Origin of the sequence: Pantoea sp. sgz302252, assembly GCF_047713085.1 — a bacterium.
Lineage (GTDB): Bacteria > Pseudomonadota > Gammaproteobacteria > Enterobacterales > Enterobacteriaceae > Scandinavium.
Genome location: NZ_JBLFJW010000001.1, coordinates 52,349 through 69,713 on the forward strand (window position 1 = coordinate 52,349; position 17,365 = coordinate 69,713).

17 protein-coding genes are annotated in these 17,365 nt (G+C 54.7%); 4 read left to right on the plus strand and 13 right to left on the minus strand.

All coding sequences use genetic code 11. The features are described 5' to 3' along the window. Positions 1-380: 380 nt before the first annotated feature. Positions 381-2,495: a putative bifunctional diguanylate cyclase/phosphodiesterase gene (locus ACLW56_RS00250; RefSeq protein WP_330981815.1), complete on the plus strand. Its 2,115-nt coding sequence runs from the start codon at positions 381-383 to the stop codon at positions 2,493-2,495. A 68-nt stretch (positions 2,496-2,563) separates the two neighbouring features. Continuing rightward, positions 2,564-3,796: a sensor domain-containing diguanylate cyclase gene (locus ACLW56_RS00255; RefSeq protein ID WP_330981816.1), complete on the plus strand. Its 1,233-nt coding sequence runs from the start codon at positions 2,564-2,566 to the stop codon at positions 3,794-3,796. Between the two features lie 194 nt (positions 3,797-3,990). Here the strand turns inward: ACLW56_RS00255 and ACLW56_RS00260 are convergent, their stop codons facing one another. Together ACLW56_RS00260 and ACLW56_RS00265 are read right to left on the minus strand one after the other, a co-directional pair. Beyond that, complete coding sequence (locus ACLW56_RS00260) at positions 3,991-4,203, minus strand: hypothetical protein (RefSeq protein ID WP_330981817.1); 213 nt, start codon at positions 4,201-4,203, stop codon at positions 3,991-3,993. 125 nt (positions 4,204-4,328) lie between these two features. Further along, on the minus strand, positions 4,329-5,945 hold the full coding sequence (locus ACLW56_RS00265; protein WP_330981818.1) for a peptide ABC transporter substrate-binding protein: 1,617 nt from the start codon (positions 5,943-5,945) through the stop codon (positions 4,329-4,331). A 200-nt stretch (positions 5,946-6,145) separates the two neighbouring features. Between ACLW56_RS00265 and mpaA the strand changes: the two genes are divergently transcribed. Beyond that, entirely contained in the window at positions 6,146-6,865 is a 720-nt protein-coding gene (gene mpaA / locus ACLW56_RS00270; protein ID WP_330981819.1) for a murein tripeptide amidase MpaA, read from the plus strand. On the opposite strand, the gene ycjG is transcribed toward mpaA, so the two are convergent. Next, positions 6,856-7,821 (minus strand): L-Ala-D/L-Glu epimerase, encoded by a 966-nt coding sequence (gene ycjG / locus ACLW56_RS00275; RefSeq protein ID WP_330981820.1) that lies wholly within the window; start codon positions 7,819-7,821, stop codon positions 6,856-6,858. The two genes, mpaA and ycjG, sit on opposite strands and share 10 nt — an antisense overlap. Positions 7,822-7,923: 102 nt before the next feature. Here ycjG and tpx point away from each other — a divergent pair, with 102 nt between their 5' ends. After that, on the plus strand, positions 7,924-8,430 hold the full coding sequence (tpx, locus tag ACLW56_RS00280) for a thiol peroxidase (protein WP_330981821.1): 507 nt from the start codon (positions 7,924-7,926) through the stop codon (positions 8,428-8,430). 36 nt (positions 8,431-8,466) lie between these two features. Here tpx and ACLW56_RS00285 read toward each other — a convergent pair whose 3' ends face one another. From ACLW56_RS00285 to hybA, 10 genes are all read right to left on the minus strand, one after another. After that, the gene (locus tag ACLW56_RS00285; RefSeq protein ID WP_330981822.1) at positions 8,467-9,522 is read right to left on the minus strand and encodes an AbrB family transcriptional regulator; all 1,056 of its coding nucleotides are present in this window, start codon (positions 9,520-9,522) and stop codon (positions 8,467-8,469) included. Continuing rightward, positions 9,515-11,056 carry a transcriptional regulator TyrR gene (gene tyrR, locus ACLW56_RS00290; protein WP_330981823.1) on the minus strand — a complete coding sequence of 514 codons (1,542 nt, stop codon included), beginning with the start codon at positions 11,054-11,056 and terminating at the stop codon, positions 9,515-9,517. The genes ACLW56_RS00285 and tyrR overlap by 8 nt, the downstream gene beginning before the upstream one ends. A 199-nt stretch (positions 11,057-11,255) precedes the next feature. After that, a complete protein-coding gene (locus ACLW56_RS00295) occupies positions 11,256-11,846 on the minus strand; it encodes a HupE/UreJ family protein (protein WP_330981824.1) in 591 nt (196 codons plus the stop codon). A gap of 59 nt (positions 11,847-11,905) precedes the next feature. Beyond that, complete coding sequence (gene hypC / locus ACLW56_RS00300) at positions 11,906-12,181, minus strand: HypC/HybG/HupF family hydrogenase formation chaperone (RefSeq protein WP_330981825.1); 276 nt, start codon at positions 12,179-12,181, stop codon at positions 11,906-11,908. A gap of 21 nt (positions 12,182-12,202) precedes the next feature. Then, positions 12,203-12,547: a hydrogenase maturation nickel metallochaperone HypA gene (hypA, locus tag ACLW56_RS00305; protein ID WP_330981826.1), complete on the minus strand. Its 345-nt coding sequence runs from the start codon at positions 12,545-12,547 to the stop codon at positions 12,203-12,205. After that, positions 12,540-13,025 (minus strand): hydrogenase-2 assembly chaperone, encoded by a 486-nt coding sequence (hybE, locus tag ACLW56_RS00310; protein WP_330981827.1) that lies wholly within the window; start codon positions 13,023-13,025, stop codon positions 12,540-12,542. The genes hypA and hybE overlap by 8 nt, the downstream gene beginning before the upstream one ends. Next, a complete protein-coding gene (locus ACLW56_RS00315; protein ID WP_330981828.1) occupies positions 13,009-13,509 on the minus strand; it encodes a HyaD/HybD family hydrogenase maturation endopeptidase in 501 nt (166 codons plus the stop codon). The genes hybE and ACLW56_RS00315 overlap by 17 nt, the downstream gene beginning before the upstream one ends. Next, positions 13,509-15,203 carry a hydrogenase 2 large subunit gene (hybC, locus tag ACLW56_RS00320; RefSeq protein WP_330981829.1) on the minus strand — a complete coding sequence of 565 codons (1,695 nt, stop codon included), beginning with the start codon at positions 15,201-15,203 and terminating at the stop codon, positions 13,509-13,511. Before hybC ends, ACLW56_RS00315 begins: the two co-directional genes overlap by 1 nt. Beyond that, entirely contained in the window at positions 15,181-16,365 is a 1,185-nt protein-coding gene (hybB, locus tag ACLW56_RS00325) for a Ni/Fe-hydrogenase cytochrome b subunit (RefSeq protein ID WP_330981830.1), read from the minus strand. Before hybB ends, hybC begins: the two co-directional genes overlap by 23 nt. Beyond that, complete coding sequence (gene hybA, locus ACLW56_RS00330; RefSeq protein WP_330981831.1) at positions 16,355-17,362, minus strand: hydrogenase 2 operon protein HybA; 1,008 nt, start codon at positions 17,360-17,362, stop codon at positions 16,355-16,357. The genes hybB and hybA overlap by 11 nt, the downstream gene beginning before the upstream one ends. Between the last annotated feature and the right edge of the window lie 3 nt (positions 17,363-17,365).

Sequence of the window (17,365 nt, forward strand, 5' to 3'; positions counted from 1 at the left end):
TATTTCAATACGCTTTCCGGGAGAAACTACTATTCGCCGTTTAAAAGGGGGAGTTTCGCTTTAGCAAAATAGTTATCTGACGCTGGCGTGAGCCGCCAGAATATAACGCTGAAATTAACTCAGATTACACCAAAAACAAGCACAATATTTTATTAACTATCCCGCAAAACGTGATTGATGTTATTGGTGCTTTATCGTAATTAAGTAATACTTAACTATCTGAGCGGAAATGTAACGCTGTTTATGCGTTTTTACGACCTTCGGTTAATCGTTCATCAATCAACAGAAATACGGGGTTTCTTCACTTTTATTTCAATAGCACCCGCCCTGAATTTGCTGTTACATTACTTTAACAACCTTAAAAAGACGTGGATTGCATGATGCTGTACGTTTCGTGGGACCCGGTTCTGGTCGGCATTTCGTTTCTGGTAGCGTTTATTGCGTCATTTGTGGCGCTGGACAGTGCCGCCAAAATTGCGGCGTCCACTAAAAATGCCGCCCTTTTCTGGCGTATTGCCGGGGGTGCTACGCTCGGGATTGGAATTTGGTCGATGCACTTTATTGGCATGCTGGCGATGAAAATGCCGATGATGATGCATTACGATCTGGCGATCACCGCTTTTTCATTGTTGGTCGCCATTGTTGCCGCCACGTTGTCTATCAATATCGCCGTGAATGGCAATATCCTTTCCCTTAAGCGTCTATGTCTCGCCACGGCCATCCTCAGCAGCGGCGTGGTGGTGATGCATTATGTCGGCATGGCTGCGCTGATGATGGATGATGGCATCGACTGGAATTACGGTCTCGTCGTGTTATCGGTGATCATCGCCATTGTCGCGTCTGGCGTCGGCCTCTGGCTGGCCTTCAGCCTTAGGCTCAACAGTAAAGGGGCGTTGATCAATCGCATGACGGCTGCCGTCGTGATGGGCATCGCCATTGCGGCTATGCACTATACCGGTATGAGTGCCGCAGAGTTCATGGGCAATGGACATTACATGAACGGCGGCGTCAGCGAACTGGGCCTTTCTATCTGGGTTTCAGCCGTGACACTGACCATCCTTGGCGTGATGCTGATCATTTCTATGGTGGATTCGCAACTGCGGACTAATCGTCTGACGGAAAATCTGCAGCAACTGAACCAGCAGCTTGAACAGCAGGCGCGTTTTGATGGACTGACCGGTCTTGCCAACCGCAGTCAGATTGATTTACGGCTTGAAGCTTGTTTGCAGCAGTCGCAAATTACCCTCGCGCCTTTCGCGCTGATTTTTATGGATCTTGACCGCTTCAAACTGGTCAACGATGCCTGGGGCCATCACGTTGGCGATCACCTGCTGGTCTCCGTCGCCAATCGAATCAGCGCCTGCCTGACACCTAAAATGACGCTTGCCAGACTCGGTGGTGATGAATTTATTTTGCTGGTGCCGGGTGCCAGTCAGGGCGATGTTGAGGATTTGGCTTCACGTCTCGTGGAAAGCATTCGTCGCCCTTTCTATGAATCCGGGCAGATTTTGCAGGTTTCGCTCAGCGCGGGGATCAGCCTCTATCCTGAGCACGGCAAAACCCTGCAGGAACTGAAGCTGCGAGCCGACACCGCGATGTACAACATCAAGCAGCAAGGCCGTAACGGCTGGGCGATTTATCACCCCGAAATGGTCCAAAAAGCCTGGGAAGGCGCAGAGTTTCTGCAGGAGTTAACCCAGGCGCTGGAGCGAGACCAGTTTGAGTTGTGGTACCAGCCGAAATACCGTGCCGGGCAGAAAACCATTTATGGCTTTGAAGCCCTGCTTCGCTGGCATCATCCGGCAAAAGGCGTGCTGCTGCCGGAAGTGTTTTTGCCCACTCTGGAAAACACCGGGCTGATTATTCCTGTCGGCTATTGGGTTATCGATCAGGCTTGCCTGCAACTGCGCCAGTGGGCCGATCAGGGTCACCATGACTGGAGCCTTTCCATCAACTTGTCCGCTGCGCAGTTTGAGCAATACGACATTTACGACACCATTTGCAGCGCGCTGGCACGTCATGCAGTGCCGCCTTCACGCCTGACCATTGAACTGACCGAAAGCACGGCGCTGCGCAATCTTGAACGCAGCATTGAGATCCTCAACGACTTTAACCGTTTGGGGATTACGGTTTCTATTGACGACTTCGGCACGGGTTACTCGAACATGCTGACGCTGAAAAACCTGCCCGCTCGCGAACTCAAAATCGATAAGAGTTTTGTCCGGGATATTCGCGACAACAGCAAGAACGTCAAAATTGTGGCGACCATTATCGACATCGCCCACTCCATGAACATGAACGTGGTGGCGGAAGGGATTGAAACGCAGGACCAGCAGCAGCTCTTAACCAGCCTGGGGTGTGGCTATTTGCAGGGCTTTCTGTTTGCGCGGCCGTTACCCGCGAAGGCGATCCCTCAACTGCTGGCGCAAATGGAACAGATGCAAAATCATGGGGTTACACAACAGCTGGCCACGGGGCAAAAAAAGCAGGCCTGACAGGGTAAAAAATGCATTATGTTTACTACGTGCCAGCGGCAAACAAGTGCACGACCAGGAGATAATGCATGAAGCCCGAAGAGCTGTCCGCTTACCATTACCTGACTACGCCCGTTTGGATAATTGATCCCTTTGATGAACGGCTGGTGTTTGCTAATCATGCTGCTCAAGCGCTCTCCGGCGAGCGCTCAATCAGTACCCTGCGATTTGGGGCGCTATCAGCTTGTGCGCAAACCCGGCTGTCACTGTATCTGACAGATCTTAAGCATAAGCATGAAGTGGTTGAGATCTGGACCGTCACCAGCCCCACTGGCGAACTCCCCTTGCGCTGCCGGCTCTCGCTCGTCGCGTTTGCGGATAAGCCACCTTGTATTCTTTTCGAAGGGGCAAATAGCCAACATGGCGCCAGCGAAATCGCCACTCACGGTGCAGGCTATAAATCACGCCGCCATAATTTCTATCACCGTTTCTTCACCACCACCACCGCGCCGATGCTGCTGATTGACCCTGCGCGCGACGGCCTGATTGTTGACGCGAACATCGCTGCCCTGCGGTTCTATGGCTATCGTCGGGAAGAGATGTGCCAGAAGCATACCTGGGAAATCAACACCCTCGGCCGCCAGGTTTTGCCGGTGATGGCGGAAATTGCGCGGCTGCCGGGTGGACACAAACCGCTCTATTTCGTCCACCGCATGGCGGATGGCTCCACACGCCATGTGTTGACGTATGCCGGGCCGATCATGATCAGCGGTGACAAGCTAATGCTGTGCATCATTCACGATATCACCGAGCAAAAACGACTGGAGCAAGAGCTGGAATATGCTGCCCTGAGAGACTCCTTGACCGGGCTGTTAAACCGGCGGCAGTTCTACGCCCTGACCGAAAGCCAGCCCTCAAAGCATCTGCCCCTGAAAAGTGATTACTGTTTACTGCTCGTCGATACCGACAACTTTAAAGCGATTAACGACAAGTATGGCCACCTTCTGGGCGATGAAGTGCTGGTGCAACTTGCTCGTGTTCTTGAGGCCAGCTGCCGCAGCGGAGATTTCATTTTCCGTTGGGGAGGTGAAGAGTTTGTGCTGCTGTTGCCGCGAACGGGGCTGGATACCGCACTGGATATTGCAGAAACAATACGTGACAGCGTCACTAAAATGCAGGAACACGGCCTGCCCACTTTCACAGTCAGCATCGGTGTGGCGCGTCATCAGGCAGAAGAAACTATCGACGAGCTGTTTCGCCGTGTTGATAAAGCCCTTTACCAGGCCAAAAATGACGGACGAAATCGGGTTCTTGCAGCATAAATCACCGCACCCTACGAATTCTGTCAGGTTAAGTCTCTGCGAATACACGATAGAATAGCACAGTTAGTTTGATGACTGATGAGTCAGGCTAACGCATAATTTGCTTTAACTGTTTTGCCCGCCCTCCGGCGGGCTTTTTTCTGTGGTTCAGGCACAAAAAAACCGCCCGCAGGCGGTTTCTATACTCAGAGGCATTAATGGTGCTTAAACTCTCCAGCGCTGTGCTGAGGACCAATTCGCCCGGCTTCCATCAAAATTTCTTCGATTAACTCCTCCAGACACTCTTTGCCGTGTTTATCACAGACCAGATGGACCTGACGGGCAATTTCTTCGCCCTGCATACCATCACAGAGTGCTGATTTAAGCATGATTGCCGCCCATCGCTTGGCTTCAGAATGCGTCAACATAAGCCCTCCCACTCCAGACTATCTTTTAAAGCGTAGTTCGCAGCGGGAGCTTTATCCATGGCAATAGCGTGGTTTTCAGACAAATAACCCGGCTGACGTCGCCGGGTTCGTTAAGGACACAGTTATCAATGTTTGATGATGTACATCGTCCGGCTGTACGCCACGTCTTCCGGGTTCTCAATCGGATAACCTTTCAGCCATGGTTTGATCAAGCGCCCATTGGTGTACTGATATATCGGTGCAATCGGAGCCTGAGAAGCAATGATTTTTTCGGCTTCGTTATAGTCCGCATTACGCGCTTTTTCGGTCGTTTCCAGCGTGGTCTGGTTAATGACTTTGTCATACGCCGGATCGTTAAAGCGTGAAATGTTGCCGCTGTGGGTTGAAGTCAGCAACGACAGGAACGTGGACGGCTCGTTGTAATCCCCTACCCAGGAAGCGCGGATCACGTCGAAGTTGCCAGTGTTACGGCTGTCGATATAAGTCTTCCACTCCTGGTTTTGCAGCTTCACGTCTACGCCAAGATTCTTCTTCCACATTGAGGCCACCGCGATAGCAATCTTCTGGTGGTTTTCAGAGGTGTTGTACAGCAGCGTCAGCTTCAGTGGGCGGTTCGGGCCGTATCCCGCCGCCGTCAGCAGCGTTTTGGCCTGCGCGTTCAGCTCTTCCTGGCTCATTTTTTCCATTTCAGAAGACTGCGGGGTAAAGCCTGCGGTCACGTCCGGCGTGAAACGCCAGGCGGGTTTTTCGCCAGTGCCCAGCACTTTGTCCGCCATGATCCGGCGATCGATAGTCATGCTCAATGCCAGACGGACTCGCGCATCAGCGGTCGGGCCTTTTTGCGTGTTAAACGCGTAGTAATAGGTTCCCAACTGCGGCGGGGTATAAACCTGCCCCGGAATGTCTTTCAGCAGCTGCTTGTACTGATTTTTTGGGAACGATTCAGTGATATCAATATCGCCCGCCAGGTAGCGTTTTGTGGCGTTAGATTCCTGGTTAATCGGCACGAACGTCACCTGTTTGATGACGGTTTTGGCGTTATCCCAGTAACTGGTATTCGGCACGACAACCAGTTTTTCGTTCACTACGCGCTCTTTCAGCACGTAGGCTCCGTTGCCGATGAGCTTGCCAGGGCGCGTCCAGTTCGGATCGCTTTCTACGTTGGCTTTCTGCACCGGATAGAGCGAGAAGTTAGCGGTAAGATTCACGAACCACGGCAACGGTTTATCAAGCTGTACGCGCAGGGTTTTAACATCGACAGCCGTCACGCCAAGCTTATCTGGCGTCGCTTTACCATCGATAATATTCTGGGCATTGGTGATGCCTGCCAGTGCGGCAAACCACGCAAACGGTGAAGTGGTTTTCGGGTCAACCAGACGCTGCCAGCTGTACACGAAATCCTGTGCGGTGACCGGCGTGCCGTCGGACCATTTAGCATCATCACGCAAGGTGAAGGTCCAGATGCGGTTATCGTTGGTCTGCCATTTTGTGGCGACGCCCGGAATGATATTGCCTTTGCCGCCCTGATTGACCAGCCCTTCGAACAGATCACGGATCACCTGAATTTCCGGCAAGCCCACGGCTTTTGCCGGGTCCAGCGAAGCGGGTTCATCTTTAATATGGCGAACCAGAGTCTGCTGCTGTGCCAGAACGGTACCCTGCGGCACCTCCGCCGCAACAGCCAGTGAAGAGACGCCACCCAGCGCCAGCGCATAACACAGAAGCGATACAGGAAACTTCATGGGATCCCCTTTATTCAGATAAACCCTGCCAACTTAGTCGGGTAATTATTTGTTTCGGCAGGAAGAATTGCAAACGACTTGTGACAATTAATTGACGGTTGCGCAAAATATTCGTAAGAAAATACTCACGGTAAACCCGTTGATTATCTGCCGGTTTTACACAACACTGCCAGAAACAACACGATAATGCAGGAATGAGTATGTCTTTCACCCGACCACGTCAACAGCGCGGCGCGTTCCCGCCGGGTACGCAGCATTACGGCCGTTCATTGCTGGGCGCCCCGCTCATCTGGTTCCCCGCGCCGCTGGCCGATCACCACACCGGCCTGATTATTGCGGGTACCCACGGCGATGAAAATTCGTCGATTGTTACCCTCTCCTGCGCCCTGCGCACGCTCGCGCCTGATTTGCGTCGCCACCATGTGGTGCTGACCGTCAATCCGGACGGCTGCCAGTTAGGCTTGCGTGCCAATGCCAACGGCGTTGACCTCAACAGGAATTTCCCGGCGGCAAACTGGAAGGCGGGTGAAACGGTCTATCGCTGGAACAGCTCGGCAGAAAGCCGTGATGTGGTGTTACTGACAGGCGACAACCCCGGTTCCGAACCCGAAACCGAGGCTCTGTGCCAATTGATTCATAAAATTCACCCATCCTGGGTGGTTTCGTTTCACGATCCGCTGGCCTGCATTGAAGATCCGCAACAGACCGTGCTCGGGAAATGGCTGGCTGACGCCTTTGAATTGCCGTTAGTGACCAGCGTCGGCTATGCCACACCGGGTTCCTTCGGCAGTTGGTGTGCAGATATTGGCCTGCATTGTATTACCGCTGAATTCCCGCCGATTTCATCCGATGAAGCCAGCGAGAAATACCTTGCCGCGATGACGGGGCTTCTGCACTGGCATCCTGAACTTCACAAATAAAGCGCACCGGTTTCAAAGCGTAGCGCCGGTTCTGCATCGACGGCCAGCCAGGTTGGGCCGTCGAGATCGGCGAAGCGTACTTTTGGCGTCAGCGGCAGCGCAGCGCTGATAGCGCGTGAGGTGCACAGCATGCAGCCAAGCATCACTTCAAACCCCTGTGCTTTGGCTTCTGCCGCCAGAGCCAGCGCCTCCGTCAATCCGCCTGTTTTATCCAGCTTAACGTTGATCATCTCGTAGCGTCCGGCGAGTTTCGCCAGGCTTTCGCGAGTGTGGCAGCTTTCATCGGCACAAATTGGCAGCGGGTGGATAAAATTCGCCAGCGCGGCATCTTCACTGGCGGGTAATGGCTGTTCAAGCATCGCCACATTCAGATCGGCCAACAGCTGACAACGTGCTGCCAGCCCGTCGCTGTGCCAGGCTTCGTTAGCATCAACAATCAGTGTGGCATCAGGTACTGCGGCACGAATAGCGACCATTCGTTCGCTAATCAGGTGATCGTCGAGCTTGACCTTCAGCAGATGCGCGCCCTTCTCCCACAAGGCTTTGGCACTGTTCGCCATTTGGTCCGGCGTGCCAATCACCACTGTCTGCGCGGTGGTGATTCTCTCGGCCAGTTCTACCTTCGTCAGTTGAGCCAACGATTTACCGGCCTGACGCGCTTGCAGATCCCACAGCGCGCAATCCACTGCGTTTCGTGCTGCACCAGCAGGCAACAGGTGCTGGATATCTTCGCGACTCGCACCTGCTTCAAGCTGTTCGCCAATGCTGACAATCTGTGCCATCACCGAATCGATGCTCTCACCGTAGCGTGGATAAGGTGTGCATTCGCCGATGCCTTTGACCCCGTTTTCTTCAATTTCAACCACCACCACCTTCGCTTCGCTGCGGCTGCCGCGGGCGATGACGAAAGGTGTATGCAGCGGCCAGGCTTCCTCGTACACTCTCAAACTTCTCATTCCCTGCACCTCGATTTACCAGCACTAAAAGGATTTGCTGTCGTTATGATTGTTGGCATACACTAGCCGCGACGTTAACTATATGTAAACAGGAAGATAATCATGTCACAAACTGTGCATTTCCAGGGCAACCCCGTTTCCGTTCAGGGCTCCATTCCGCAGGCGGGCGCCAAAGCACCAGCATTCACACTGGTCGCTAAGGATCTCTCCGACGTCGCACTGAGCCAGTTCGCGGGCAAGCGTAAAGTGCTTAACATTTTCCCAAGCATTGATACCGGCGTTTGCGCGGCATCCGTGCGTAAATTCAACCAACTGGCCACCGAACTGGATAACACCGTCGTTCTGTGCATCTCTGCTGACCTGCCGTTTGCCCAGTCCCGCTTCTGCGGCGCGGAAGGCCTGAACAACGTCATCACTCTGTCCACCCTGCGTGCACCTGAGTTCCTGCAGCAGTACGGCGTTGGCATTGCCGATGGCGCACTGAAAGGTCTGTCGGCTCGTGCCGTGGTCGTTATCGATGAGAACGACGCGGTGGTCTTCAGCGAGCTGGTGAACGAAATCACCAATGAGCCGAACTACACCGCCGCTCTGGATGCGCTGAAAGCGTAATCCTGCTGTCCTGGCCTTCGGGTCAGGACGCTCTCTTCATACCGCTTCAGCTCTCACCGCATAACGCGAGATAAGCCGCGCAATCGCCGGCCCCGTCAGCAAAATACTGAACAACCGCAGTGTCTGCATCGCCATAATAAACGACATGTCCGCATGGCTTCCGGCTGCAATAATGGCAATCGTGTCCAGCCCGCCTGGGCTTGTGGCCAGATACGCCGTCATAAAATCCAACCCTAAGAGTTCGGTTAGCCCAAACGCCATCAGCGAGCACAGCAGCATCATGCAAAGAATAGAGGCGATGATTTGCGGCAGCGTTTTCAGCGCCAGCATAAAAATCGCCCGGCTGAACTTCAGGCCGACGCTCCAGCCAATCGCCATATAAGCCAGCGCCAGCAGCCACTCCGGCAGTTCAATCGTGACCCAGCCACCGGTTTGCAGCCCGGCGCCTGTCAACATCGGAAACAGCATCACACCTGAAGGGAAACGGCTCAGCCGCCCGAGCACACCAGCGACCACCGTGAGCGCTATCGTCCAGACGAAATTCACATCCAGCGGCGGGAACCAGACAATCTCCTGGCTCAACGCCTGCGCATCATTGCCCATCGTAAATCGCACCACCAGCGCCGCCGCACCAGCCACAAAAAGCACGCGTAAATACTGCATAAAGGCGACAAGCCGAACATCAGCGCCATAATCCTGCGCCATGGCAACCATGGCGGATGCGCCACCCGGTGAAGAACCCCACGCCCCTGTTGGGCCAGGCAGCGCGCTGTAGCGCACCAGCAGCCAGCCCGACAAGGCACTCGCGCCGAGTGTGGCGAATAAAATCACCAGCACTATGCCCCAGTTCGCCAGTAACACGCCCAGAATGGAGGAAGTGAGCGTCTGAGCAATCATGCAGCCGATGACGGCCTGAGCAGCAAGGAAGAAAGGACGAGGAATGCTGAGGGTTGAGCCGCGCAGGCTGAGGATAATCCCGGCGGCCATCGGCCCTAATAACAGGGCCGCAGGCAGGTGGAAATAAAGCAAAATGGCGGAGACTGCCGCTGAAATCAGCAGCAGTTGACTCCAGTGGGCCAGGCCCTTACTCATCACCCTTTTTCTGGCTCAGGCCATATTCACGCAGTTTGTTGGCAATCGCGGTATGAGACACGCCCAACCGTTTTGCCAGCTTACGGGTGCTTGGGAAGCTGCGATAAAGCTGGGTCAGCACCGAACGTTCGAAGCGGCTGGTGATGTCGTCCAGTGAGCCTTCCATCGCATCTTCGCCTACCGCCACCGTCGCGGTGTCGTAATCCGGCAGCAGGATGTCCTGCGGGCGAAGTTCATAGCCTTCCAGCTGAGTCAGCGCGCGATACACCGCATTTTTTAACTGACGGACGTTGCCCGGCCAGCCATAGCGCGTCAGCACGGCATTCAGGTCAGAAGCCAGTTTTGGCCGAGCGATGCCCTGCTCATCTGCGAACCGCGCCACGAACAGCTCGGTCAGCGGCATGATGTCTTGTGGACGATCGCGCAGCGGCGGCAGGTTCAGCGTCAGGACGTTAAGGCGATAATAGAGATCTTCGCGGAACAGGCCTTTTTGCACCAGCTCCACCAGGTTTTTCTGGGTAGCGCAGATAACCCGCACATCGACGTGGATCTCATGATCTTCCCCCACGCGACGGAAGGTGCCATCGTTGAGGAAACGCAGCAGTTTGACCTGCATACGCGGCGACATCTCGCCAATTTCATCCAGCAGCACAGAGCCGCCATTGGCCTGCTCGAAGAAGCCTTTTTTGCCTTCCGGCGCGTGACCAAACAGCTCACTTTCTACCGCGTCTTCCGGAATCGAAGCACAGTTCAGCGCCAGATACGGTTTTTGCGCACGCGGGCTAGCCAGATGGCAGGCATTCGCCAGTAAGTCTTTCCCGGTCCCCGTATCGCCGATAATCAGCAGCGGCGCACTGAGCAATGCCAGTTTGCGAGCCTGCTCGACAACGTGACGCATTTTCGGGCTGGCCGCGATTATCTGGCTGAACGCACTGACGTCCTGGCTGGTCATGTTCTGCAACTGACGGCCCATACGCAGGGTCGAACGCAGCATCACGACCGCGCCCATCAGCACGCGCGTGGCGTTTTCGCCTTCCAGAGTCACAGGGGTGATTTCCAGCAGGAAGTTCTGGCCGTTGATCACCACATGCTCGGCATGAGATTCCACTGGTGAACCTTCCAGCCAACGCAGGAAGTTAAAACCGTTAATCAATTGACCGGCGTTATGATTACGCAGTTTATCCTGCGATTGCCCAAACAGCTGGCAGCTGGCCGGGTTCGCCAACTCCACCTTGCTTTTGGTGTCCAGCGAAAGCACAGGTTCAGGCATCGCTTCAAGTAATGCACTGAGTGCCAGGTGTTCACGCTCGGAAGGCATCCACGGCACAGTACGCACGTCCGTCACGCCAGAGATACGGCGGATCTCCGCCATCAACGTGCTGAAACTAATAAAATCCAGCTCCGCAAAATTGAGGTAAATTCGGCCGATGGGGTCGATGTCGATACCGCGTAAGTCAATGCCCCGCAGCACCAGCAAATCAAGCAACTCACGTGTCAGACCAAGCCGGTCTTCACAAAACACTTCAAGACGCATGGGAAAAGTAACCCTCATAGCCAATAACAGCGGAATGATAAGACAGTTCGCAGCTTCGAGGAAGATGGCTGTCAACAATTATTGACAGTATGGCGGGAAATCAGGCACTTTGCCGTAAACTTGCGCTTATAGAGCACAAAGCGAAAAGAAGATGGGGCTGAAAACCTGCGGCGGTAACACCGCAGGCCAGAATATGCGATTAAATCAGCCCAGCGAGCAGGCCAATGCCGGTAAGCGAAGCACAACCACCGAGCACTTGTGCCCAACGTTGCTGCATTGAAGACTGGATAATCAGCCAGCCGATGCCCAACCCGGCCAAATGCAGCCCGGCTGTTGCGAGAACCATACCCGAAAGCGCAGCAGCAGAATGAGAAAGCTCCGCACCGTGCGCCAGGCCGTGGAAAATGGCGAATGCACCAATGACTAACGCCCCCGTCACCGCAGGCAGTTTCAACTGCAATGCCACCATTGCCCCAAGACCAAGCAGCGAGGCCGCGACAATAAATTCCGTGCCGCTTAACGTCACACCCACCATGCCTGCTAACGCACCTGCAAGCAGCAGCCCCGCAAAGGCCAATGGCGCAAGCCACCACTGGCGAGTGTTCATGGCGCTCCAGATACCCACCAGCAGCATGACGATCAAGTGATCCGCCCCTGTCAGCGGGTGAAGAAACCCCTCGGCAAAACTTAAGGTGTGATGCGTGCCGCCGTCATGCCCGACATGGGCCAGGGCTAGCGCCGGAAAGAGCGTGAAAACAGAAACAACAGCAGCCTTACTGATAAAACGCATAGTTAATTCCCCAATGTATAAAAATCCTTGCGACCCAAAAGCGATATCACACAACCAGCTCAGGGTGTCAGATCGCTTTCTTCTGACCGGCGACTCTGTGATATCCCTTGCATCTGTTTTAGCGCCGCCAGCGTATCCAGCGCCTCCTGTTCATCCAGCAGACTCATGGCAAAGCCGACATGCACCAGCACCCATCGTCCGATTAGAGACTGAACCTCCCCCTCACAAACCAGAGAGACATTTATTTTTACCGTCACACCTGACACATCAGCGCTCGCCAGATGGTGGCAGTCTGCACCGACGGCGGTAATTTTAGCGGGTACGCCAAGACACATGAAAGTTCCTCCCGGCTGTGGTCATGATTCAATTTCCAGTTGTTTGATACGCAGCGTATCACCCTTTTCGAGGCGAAGTTTGTACCCGCCACAGCGAGGACAAGGGCTGGCGTGCTGCATGACTGTCACGCTGATACAGCAGTCCCAACACCACGCCTGCGCGGGTAAAAAACTCAGTTGTAACTCACTGCCTTCGGCAACCGTACCCTTCGTCGCGCTGGCATAACTGAAACGCAACGCCTGCTCTTCAACGCAGGCCAGCGCTCCCACTTCCAGCCATACGCTTGTCACTTTCCTTGCCCCATGCGCCCTTGCCTGCTGCTCAATCTGATCAACCATGCTAAGGCAAAGGCTGAGTTCATGCATGGCCTGCTCCTCTGCCAAAGAGTGCCCTGCGTGAAGGATTCACAGGCTCCGTGGTGTTTCGAACAGGCAGCGCAAGCGCCATTTGTACGGTTTGTTCTGCCGCGGTGATCAGTTGCGACGCCGTTAAATGCCTTTCCAGCGGCGACATCAGCGAGCAAGCCAGATACTGACCGATGCCTTCCATTTCGCCCACCATAAAACGCACATTGCCACAAGGCAGGCTGAGCGCGAGCTTTTGGCCGATGGCGCGTTTTTCCCAGTGTTGATCTGGCCCCGGTAACACCAGCAGGCTCAGCATCCAGGGGGTTAGCATGCCGCCCAGCCATTGATGCTCATAGAGTTTAAACTTGCACGCTTTCACCGGGATCTGAGGCTGATAAAACGGCAATGCCCACATTGTGGTATCAGCGATGCTTTGGAATGCCGCTTCCAACAGGTTGGACGGATCGACAGTAAAGCCGTTAACGCCCTCCGGCATAGGCCACCTCAACAGGGATCGCCATCACCCCACTTTTCTGCAACGCAGCGATAATCTGCTGTAAAGCAGGTTCTAAGGCTGCGCTCACCACAGGCGTTAACGCAATCCCCGGCTCCAGCGACTGAGGCACTACGCCAACTAACGTGAGACGAACCGGGAACTCTCCTGTCAGACGCAGCGCCATTAAGACGTCTGCCAGTCCGAGCTGATGAGGCGAAACTTTTTGGCTGAACATCGCCGGGATCTCGTCATCGTGCAACACCGCGACGGTACCTGGCGGCGCACCGGTGATTATCGCGTCAGCCACAATCAGATGGTCGCGTTTGGACATCACATCCAGCAGATCCATCCCTGAGGTTCCGCCATCCAGTACCTCGACGTGCGGCGGCAGCAGATAACGCTGCTCCAGCGCCTCCACAATACGCACACCTACGGCTTCATCACCCAGCAGTAAATTGCCAATCCCTAAGACCAAAATCCGCATCAGAGCACCTTTACACGCGTGACTTCGCTGCCCGTCGCATCCACGATATGCACCGCGCAGGACATGCAGGGATCGAAGGAGTGAATGGTTCTGACCACCTCAAGCGGTTTTTCCGGATCGCTCACCGGTGTGCCAACCAGCGAACGCTCATACGGGCCAGGTTCATCGTTGAAGTTACGCGGCCCGGCATTCCAGGTTGAAGGCACCACCGCCTGATAATTGGCGATTTTTCCGTCCTTGATAACCACCCAATGGGAGAGCGATCCGCGCGGTGCTTCGATAAAACCCACGCCACGAATTTCACCCGTGAGCGGAATGACGGGCGGGTTAAAGGTCTGGAGATCGCCTTTGCCAATATTGTCGACCAGCGCCTGCCACTGCTGGCTCAGGGTCTGATGAAGCACACAGGCATGCACGGTGCGCCCGGCGACTCTTCCCAGCGTGGAGTGCAATTGTTCTGGTTTCAGGGCCGTGCCGGTCAGCGTTTTAAACAGGCCGGTAAAACGGGTAAAGATTTGTTGAGTGGGCTTATGTTCGGCATTCAGGCTGCACAACAGCCAGGCCAGCGGCCCCATCTCCACCGTTTTGCCGTAGAAGGTCGGCGCTTTCACCCAAGAGTACTTACCGTCTTCCTGCCAGCCGGTGTAGTTTGGCCGGGTGAGCCCTTCCCACGGCGCGAGCGGTTTATCGTCCTGGTACCAGGCGTGCTTGCCGCTCTCTTCAATGCCCCGATGCAAATAAGCATCCTGTTGGGTGAGAATACTGCGAAAGACGCCATTCTCCAGAAAACCACCCGGCAGCAGATACGTTTCGCTTTTGCTGTCGACAGGCAGCTCCGGCACACAAAGATAGCAATCAGCCCCTTTGCCCATTTCCAGCCATTGAGGATAATGCGCAGCAATAATGGCGGTATCGACCAGATAGACCTGTTCAACAAAATCACCGAGCCGGTCGATAAAGCTTTTCAGATACATCAGTCGCTCAAGGTTGAGCACGCCTGGCGCATCCAGATTAATGGGGTTAGCCACCCCGCCAACGGCCAGATTTTGAATGTGTGGCGTTTTGCCGCCCAACAGCGCCACGATGCGATTAGCATCGCGCTGGCATTCCAGCGCCTGTAAATAGTGGGCGACAGCAATCAGGTTAACTTCAGGTGGCAGAGTCATCGCAGGATGTCCCCAGTAGCCATTAGCAAAAATCCCTAATTGCCCGCTGTCGACCAGAGCCTTAATTTTGTTCTGCACCGCCTGAAATTCAGTGGCGCTGTTTAATGGCCACTCAGAAACGCCCTTCAGCAGGTCTGCCGCTTTCTGCGGGTCCGCTTTTAATGCCGAAGTGACATCCACCCAGTCCAGCGCGGAAAGCTGGTAGAAATGGACTATATGATCGTGGATGCTGTGCGCGGCGGCAATAATATTGCGGATGTACTGAGCGTTGACGGGCACTTCCATGCCCAATGCGTTTTCCACAGCACGCACCGAGGCCAGCGCGTGAATGGTGGTACAAACACCACAAATTCGCTGAACTATCATCCACGCATCACGCGGATCATTCCCTTTAACGATCTCTTCCATGCCGCGCCACATCGTGCCTGAAGACCAGGCCTTCACAACTTTGCCTTGCTCAATTTCACAGTCGATGCGCAGATGCCCTTCAATACGCGTAACAGGATCAATGGTGATGCGTTGACTCATGGACTCCCCCTGAGTGAATAGTTTGTTGCTCAGGCAGAACCGGTAACAGTCTGACGAGCAGGATGTACGCGCACACTTCGATAGCGACAAAGCCAATCGAGATAAGCAGTTCGCTGGCGGTCGGGAAATAGCCGTAACCATTGCCTGGGTTATACGCCAACAGCGCGTAATTCAACCGCCAGAAGGCGGCGCCGCAGACCATACTGAGCGCCCCAAGAAACAGTAAGCGAGGATCCTGACGGTGGCGTTTCCAACGGAAAATCACCAGTGGAAACAGCATCAGTACGATTTCACTCCAGAAAGAGAGCGCAAAACGGTCGACGTGCCAGAGATAGTCTGTTTTATGCCGAACGATAAGTTCGCCAAAACGCAGCACGATGAACAACAGCAGGAAGAATTCCGTCAGATACGTCAGGCGGGTGAACAACGGCGTTTCATTCGCCCCTCGCCCTCGTAATCCGGCTTGCACCAGCGATCCTTCGAAGATGACGATGGAGAAGCCCAAAATGGCCGCAGTCAGTAAGGAAAAGAGCGGCAGCATTTCATAGCTTTGCCACAGTGGGTGCACTTTGTAGCCAGCAGCAATCATCAGCGATCCCATTGAAGACTGATGCATTGATGGCAGTAACGCGCCAAAGGCGATAATCAGAAACATCGCTTTGTTCAGCCAGCGGAGCGGACGCTTCCAGCCCAGCCTTTCAAGCAGCGCTGGCGCAAACTCCAGCGTCACGACGCCGATGTAAATCGTCATGCAAACGGCGGTTTCGAACAGCACCGAGTTGGTATTGAAGTGACCGGGAATATAAAAATAAGGCAGATTCCAGTAACGCCCGACATCAATCGTTATTGAGAGGCCGCCGAGCGTATAGCCAAACAGACTCGCCAGCAACGCCGGACGGACTAACGGGTGATATTCACCGCGGTTAAACACATACACCGCCCAGGCCAGCGCCCAACCGCCACAGGCCAGCCCTGTACCGACGAGGAGATCGAAGGCAATCCAAATCCCCCACGGATAACCGCCGTTCAAATCTGAAACATTGCCAAGGCCGAAGACCAGGCGCTTGAGGATAAGCAGCAGGCACAGCACCACCAACGGTGCCAGCAGCATAACCGGCCAGCTCACCAGCCGTCCGCCAAGCGGTTTAACGTTATGCGTCATCCTGATCCCCTTTATCCTTCTGCTGCTCTTTGCGCTGATTGCGCTGTACCAGGAAGGTGATCCCGGCCAGAGCCGCAAACGGCAACACCATCCCTTTGTACAGTGAGTGCTGAACGTGCTCTGAACGCGCGCCCGTTGCTAGTTCCGCCAGCGGCGGCAGGCCGAGGTTAACGAAAGGCACGCCAGCAAGGACTAACACCTGTGTGCCACCGCCCTCTTTTTCGCCGTACAGATGCGGCTGATAGTGCGCAACAGGATGTTCATAGGTGTCGTTGGACTGTAACGTCTGGCGGGGATAGCGGTAATTCTCCCCGGCTTTCGCGTTAAGTCGCTGTCGGGCTTCAGCCAGCAGCGCTTCACGAGTGCCAAAAATCACCGCGCCGGTAGGACAAACCTCCACACAGCCCGGCAGCAGCTCGTTATCCAAACGCTCCACGCCCTTCTGGTTACAGAGTTCACATTTATGAATTTTGCCGAAGGGGTTGTCATAGTCGTACTTCGGCACGTTGAAGGGGCAGCCCACCATGCAGTAACGGCAGCCTGTGCAGACGTCGGGGTTGTAATGGACGATGCCCGTTTTGGTATCTTTTTGCATCGCCTGCACCGGGCAAACTGAGACACAGTTTGGGTCCACGCAGTGCATGCACTGTTTTTTGACGTAGGCGTAACCGTCCGTGAGCTGGTCTTTGTGCTCACCTTTGCCACTGCGCCACACCTGAATAATGTTGTTGGTGTAAGGACTCAGCTTGGCATTATTCGACCACGTGGGTTCCGTTCCGGCGTAAGAGTAGGTTTCGCCATGGGGAGCATCAGTATGATTGACGCGCTGACACTCGCTAACGCAGGCCTGGCAACCTACGCATAACGTTGAGTCGTAAAGCATCCCCAATGCGCCCGGGACAGGCGGTTTGTTTTCTGCTGCGGCGGAAACGGGTGGCGCGACAGTCGACAACAGCGCCCCGGTTGAGGCCAGCTTTAAAAAATGGCGTCTGTTCACGGT